Source organism: Flavihumibacter sp. CACIAM 22H1 (assembly GCF_001601815.1).
GTDB lineage: Bacteria > Bacteroidota > Bacteroidia > Chitinophagales > Chitinophagaceae > Flavihumibacter.
Map to the genome: position 1 here is coordinate 6,897 of NZ_LUKG01000099.1, position 6,149 is coordinate 13,045.

The 6,149-nt window shown below is 43.9% G+C and carries 6 protein-coding genes; all 6 read left to right on the top strand.

Features of this window, described 5'->3' with window-relative positions; genetic code table 11:
• A partial coding sequence (locus A1D16_RS19270; RefSeq protein WP_290712560.1) for an asparagine synthase C-terminal domain-containing protein occupies positions 1-413 on the top strand: 413 nt, incomplete at its 5' end.
• A gap of 13 nt (positions 414-426) precedes the next feature.
• Complete coding sequence (locus tag A1D16_RS19275; RefSeq protein ID WP_290712562.1) at positions 427-2,583, top strand: bi-domain-containing oxidoreductase; 2,157 nt, start codon at positions 427-429, stop codon at positions 2,581-2,583.
• Positions 2,573-3,784: a hypothetical protein gene (locus A1D16_RS19280; protein ID WP_290712564.1), complete on the top strand. Its 1,212-nt coding sequence runs from the start codon at positions 2,573-2,575 to the stop codon at positions 3,782-3,784. The genes A1D16_RS19275 and A1D16_RS19280 overlap by 11 nt, the downstream gene beginning before the upstream one ends.
• Complete coding sequence (locus A1D16_RS19285) at positions 3,768-4,793, top strand: DUF354 domain-containing protein (protein ID WP_290712565.1); 1,026 nt, start codon at positions 3,768-3,770, stop codon at positions 4,791-4,793. The genes A1D16_RS19280 and A1D16_RS19285 overlap by 17 nt, the downstream gene beginning before the upstream one ends.
• On the top strand, positions 4,793-5,803 hold the full coding sequence (locus tag A1D16_RS19290) for a Gfo/Idh/MocA family oxidoreductase (protein WP_290712567.1): 1,011 nt from the start codon (positions 4,793-4,795) through the stop codon (positions 5,801-5,803). Before A1D16_RS19285 ends, A1D16_RS19290 begins: the two co-directional genes overlap by 1 nt.
• A gap of 5 nt (positions 5,804-5,808) precedes the next feature.
• Positions 5,809-6,149: hypothetical protein (locus A1D16_RS19295; protein WP_290712569.1), on the top strand; the 341-nt coding region annotated here is incomplete at its 3' end.

Here is a 6,149-nt window from a genome sequence, read left to right on the forward strand (position 1 = left end):
ATCTTACCTATACCGACCGGGCTTCAATGGCCGCTTCGGTGGAAGTAAGGGTACCGTTTATTGATAAACTGGTGATTGAGAAGGCAATGCAAATTCCCGGTCCGTATAAAATATATAAAAAAGAACCGAAATATATATTAAAGAAGGTGGCCGAATCGTTCTTGCCTAAGCGTATTATTTATAGACCAAAAGCGGCTTTTGGGGCGCCCATCCGGTCCTGGATCTCCACCGATCTGAGGAATATGGTGGATGAATTGTTGTCAAAAGAAGCTATTGAGAAGCGTGGCATGCTTAATTTCGGGGCTGTAAAGAAACTTATTGAAGAAGATCGGAAAGGGGTGGAAGACAATGCTTACCAGATTTATCAGTTGATTACCCTGGAACTATGGTGCCGGGAGTTTTTAGATAATTGAACCAACTACAAAAATGAAACAGGTTATTCAGAATTTCAAGACAGGAGAGCTGTATGTGGATGAAGTACCGATGCCAAAACTCTCCAGCGGAATGGTATTAGTGGAGAATAACTTTTCTCTCATCAGTGCCGGAACAGAAAGAAGTACCGTAAAAGTTGCCCAGGCAAACTTATTAAACAAGGCCCGCCAGCGGCCCGACCTGGTTGCCCAGGTATTGCAAAACATCAAAAAAGAAGGCCTTAAAGCAACCCTCGAGAAAGTAAAAACAAAACTCGACTCTTTAAAAGCCCTTGGATATAGTACCAGTGGTACCGTACTTTCTTCCCTCGACAGGAATGGCAGCTTTCAAACCGGCGACCGGGTAGCTTGTGCCGGGCTTGATTATGCCTCCCATGCCGAAATCATTGCAGTACCCCAAAACCTGGTTGCGAAAGTTCCTGACAACGTAAGTTCAGAAGAAGCTTCTTTTACCACCCTTGGGGCTATTGCGCTACAGGGGGTTCGGCAGGCAGAACCACGGCTGGGTGAAAAAATTTGTGTCATCGGCCTTGGATTACTTGGTCAAATAACCGGCCAGCTCCTGAAAGCAAATGGCTGTACCGTTTTTGGGATTGATTTGTCTGAATCCTTTGTGAAAATGGCCAATGAATATTCGGCCGATAAAGCACTGAACCGAAATGATCCCAACCTGTTGGCTGCCTGTGAAAATTTTACAAACGGCCACGGTTTTGATGCCGTCATTATTACAGCTGCTACCCTTTCCAGTGACCCCATTGAACTTTCTACGGAATTATGCCGAAAAAAAGGGAAAATAATAGTAGTGGGCGCTGTTAAAATGGACATTCCCCGTGATCCGCATTTCTATCGCAAAGAACTGGAATTGCGGATTTCCTGTTCATATGGTCCTGGCCGATATGATACCAACTATGAAGAAAACGGACATGATTATCCGTATGCCTACGTACGGTGGACAGAACAGCGCAATATGGAAGCATTTCTTGATTTATTATCGAGGAAGCTGATCAATCTGCAGCCCCTGATCACCCATGTTTTTGATATTGATGACGCAGAAAAAGCCTATGATATAATCCTGGGGAAGGTAAAGGAACCGCATATCGGCATGCTGCTGAAATATTCTCCCAACAAAGCCAAACATGCTACCAAAGTAGAACTGAAACAGGCTCCCTTGGCCGCTGTTAATGCTGGCTTTATTGGTGCCGGAAGTTTTGCCCAGAGTTACCTTATCCCCAATGTAAAATCCGGAGGCGGCTCTTTGGAAGGCGTGGTTACCTCCCGGGGTATTACGGCTAAAAATGTAGCTAATAAATTTGGCTTCAATTTTTGCTCTTCCGATCTGCAGGATGTATTGAGTAAAGATTCAATCAATACCGTATTTATTGCCACCCCACACTCCTCACATGCCGGTTTAACCATTAAGGCCTTACAGGCTGGAAAACATGTATATGTTGAAAAACCCCTGGCCATGAATGATGACCAGTTGGCAGATGTGGCAGAAGCCATGAAAAAATCAGATAGATCACTGATGGTAGGATTTAACCGGCGTTTTGCGGACGTGAGTCGCCGTATTAAATCGGAGATGGCAAATTCAGGCGAGCCAATGGTAGTGAATATCCGGGTAAATGGGGGCTTAATTCCTAAAGATAGCTGGATTCAACAACCGGACATAGGAGGGGGGAGAATTGTTGGGGAAATCTGTCATTTTATTGACCTGATGCAATATTTTACTGATGCAGAACCGGTAAAAGTATATGCCGATTGTATCAGTACCACCAATGCCGCCATTACACCGGCGGATAATATTGCAATTGTTGTAAAATTCTCCGATGGATCAATCGGCAACCTGAGTTATTTGGCCAATGGTGATAAGGGAATGCCCAAGGAATTAATTGAAGTTTTCTGCGCTGGAAAAATTGGGGTTATCAACGATTTTCGCGATGGATTGATTTATAGCGCGGGCAAGGAAATTAAATTGAAATCACCAAGTAAAGGGCATAAGGAAGAAGTGCATAGTTTTATTGAAGCCTTGCAGAAAGGATCAGGCAGCCCGATTTCATTCCGTTCAATTTGTCTTACTACGCTAACCACCTTCCGTATTCTGGATAGTTTAGCAACAGGCTTACCACAAAATATAGTATTCCATGAGCAATAAGGCAGAGGTCTCTTTTCAGAAGTTAAAAAACTTTTGCGAGAAAGAAGAGTTTAAGGGATATGATCCGTATGATGGGTTGAACAGTACTTTTTTTCAACGCCTTCCCTGGGCGCCTAAAAGCCGGTTTGCCCGGTTGGTTTGGATTCAGGCATTCAAAAGAATGCCGCTGAACCTTCGGCCGATGGTAGGTATTAAAAAAGAATACAACCCTAAGGCGCTCGGTATATTTTTATCGGGTTACTGTCAGTTGTATCAAATGGAGCCCAAACAGGAATACCTGGATCGGATCAATTTTTTTGTAGAGAAAATTATTACATCGGAAACGCCGGGTTTCAGCGGAGCCTGCTGGGGCTATAATTTTGACTGGGAGTCACGCGCTTTTTTCCAGCCCAAGTTTACCCCAACAGTAGTAGCATCTTCCTTTATCGCCAATGCTTTGTTGGATGCCTATGATATTACCGGAGAGGCTTTCCTGTTAGAAAAAGCCAGAAGTACCTGTGATTTTTTCCTGAAAGACCTGAACCGCACCCATGACGACCAGGGTAATTTTGCATTTTCCTACTCAAAAAATGATAACAGTATTGTTTTCAACGCGTCACTGCTCGGTAGTCGGCTTCTGGCCCGGGTTTACCATCATACCGGCGAGGAAGAATTAAAGGATGTTGCCAGAAAATCGGTGGCCTTCTGTTCTGCTCACCAAAAGCAGGATGGTTCCTGGAGTTATGGCACTTATTCTTTTCATCAGTGGATAGATAATTTTCATACCGGGTATAACCTGGAGTGCTTGACCGATTATCGTGATTTTACCGGCGACAGAAGTTTTGACGGCGTCATTGAAAAAGGCCTGGCTTATTACCTGAATACATTTTTTACCAAAGAAGGTATTTCAAAGTATTATAGCCATGCTACTTATCCCATAGATATACATGCCCCTACCCAACTGGTTATTACCCTGGCAAAACTGAACCTGTTTCAGCAACACCGGGAGTTGATAGACCGGGTGGTGAACTGGACCATTGATCATATGCAGGACCCCCAGGGTTTCTATTATTATCAGATCAATAAATATTTTCATTCCAGGATTCCTTACATGCGCTGGTCGCAGTCCTGGATGTTTTACGCATTAGCCATTTACCTAAGACAGGATAAAAAAACTACGCAGCACGTACAACCCCGAATACCCCATGAAAATCTGGTTTGACCTTTCGAATTCGCCGCATATCAATATGTTCCATGATATGATCCGGGACCTGGAGTCGCGGGGGCACGAGGTATTAATAACCTGCCGCCCGCTGGCTAATACCATTGATTTGCTGAAGCAGAAAAATATGGACCATACAGTGGTGGGTGAGCATTATGGAAAAAACCTGTATAAAAAACTGTTTGGGTATCCGATAAGAGTGAACCAATTAAGGAAATTCCTCCGCGATAAAAAAATTGACCTGGCCGTTTCACAATCATCTTTTCATTCTCCGGTGGTTGCCCGTCTGTTAGGCATACCTTCCATATATACCAACGACAACGAACATGCTATGGGAAATATACCCTGTTTTATGTTCGCCAATAAAGTATTAATTCCTGAAAACCTGCCGGTTGAAAAAATTGTAAAGAAAGGAGGATCGGCCAAACGTACACTTCAGTACCCGGGTGTTAAGGAAGGCATTTACTTATGGCAGAAAGGAGAGCAGATCCATGCGGCCAGGCAGGCAAATCCTCCTGACAATAAAACAATTTATGTGCGTCCGGAGCCATTGACTGCACAATACTATAAAGGGGGGCTGAATTTCCTGGACAGCACACTGGAAGCCTTGCAACATACTTATTCCATTACTATTTTACCGAGAGATAAAACGCAACTGGAGCATTACCGGCAGCAAAAATTTTCTGGCATCCGGGTGCCTGAAAAACCCATGCAATTTGATCAGATTGCCAAAGAATGCACCTTATTTATCGGCGCCGGCGGTTCTATGACCAGGGAATTGGCCATACTGGGTATACCAACTATTTCTGTGTATCAGGATGAATTGCTGGAAGTGGACAAGTTTTTGCTGGAGGAAGGTATTATGGCACATGAGCCTAACCTGAAACCCGAAGCGGTGGAAAATCTACTGCGCGCTCTCCAGAACAAGGAGCCGGATCTGCAATTGATGCAGAAAGGTAAAAAGGCCTATGAATTATTTATAAGCGAAATATTAAACTACAACAGATAATGGTAAAAGTTGGATTGATTGGAGCGGGAAAAATGGGCATCTCACACCTCGCCATACTGGGTGCGCACCCGGAAGTGGAACTGGTGGGGGTATGCGATACCTCAAAAATGGTGATCGAAGCGATGGAAAAATACAGTCCTTTTCCCTGCTTTACGGATTATAAAAAAATGCTTACACAAGCCAAACCGGATGCTGTGGTAATAGCAGTTCCTACCAAATACCATGCATCCATGGTGAAGGAAATGCTGGAATTGGGCATTCATGTGTTCGTAGAAAAGCCATTTTGCCTGAACCCGGAAGAAGGACTGGCCCTGATCCAATTGGCAAAATCAAAAAAACTGGTTAACCAGGTAGGTTATCACAATAAGTTTGTGGGAACATTTGATGAAGTTAAAAGGTTGGTTGATTCTGGCGCTATCGGTGACGTATATCATTTTATGGGGCAGGCTTATGGTCCGGTAGTGGTGAAACCCAAACAGGATACCTGGCGTTCCAATCCCGAAGAGGGTGGCGGCTGCCTGATGGACTATGCTTCGCATGTAATTGATCTGATCAACTACCTGCTTTCACCGGTTAAATCAGTCCAAAGCAGTAGCCTAAAATCAATCTTTTCAAAACAGGTAGATGATGCGGTATATGCGATGATGTCCTTGCAAAATGGGGTGTCGGGGCTTTTGTCGGTAAACTGGAGTGATGAAACACACCGCAAAATGACCACTTCCATCAGCATTAATGGTACCAAAGGAAAAATTGTTTCAGATGCCAATGAATTAAAGGTCTATTTCAAAGACGCTGTTTGTCCTTCGGGTTATTCCAGGGGCTGGAACGTAAAATATGTAACGGATCTGACCCCTTCTGTTGATTATTACCTGAGGGGGGAAGAATATTCCGCGCAGATGGATCATTTCATAAAAGCGGTACAGGGCAAGGTTTACAATGAGATCAACTCTTTTGAATCTGCTGCCAAAACAGACAATGCCATTGCCTTAATCAGAAAAGCTCAACAGTGATGAAGATGGAAAGAATATTATTTGGAGACAATCAGTTTTTCGCGGTCAACCATATTTCCGATGAAAAATCAATGGCACAGTCCATCCGCTTTAAGGAAGATTCAGCCATTATACGGACCCTCGACCATGCAATGGAAGCAGGAATCCAGACCTTTATGTGTACTACACACGATCGGATTGCCAATATTTGTGAAGTAATCCGTCAGCACCCCGATAAATACCGTGATTTCAAAATTTATCCCTGTATGCCGTATGCGCATAAGTATGCAAATGCGGTTACCGAGCTCGGTATTATGGGAACCATCAAACAATATGTTCCTGGAAATTTTTGCGGATCCCTGTTCAA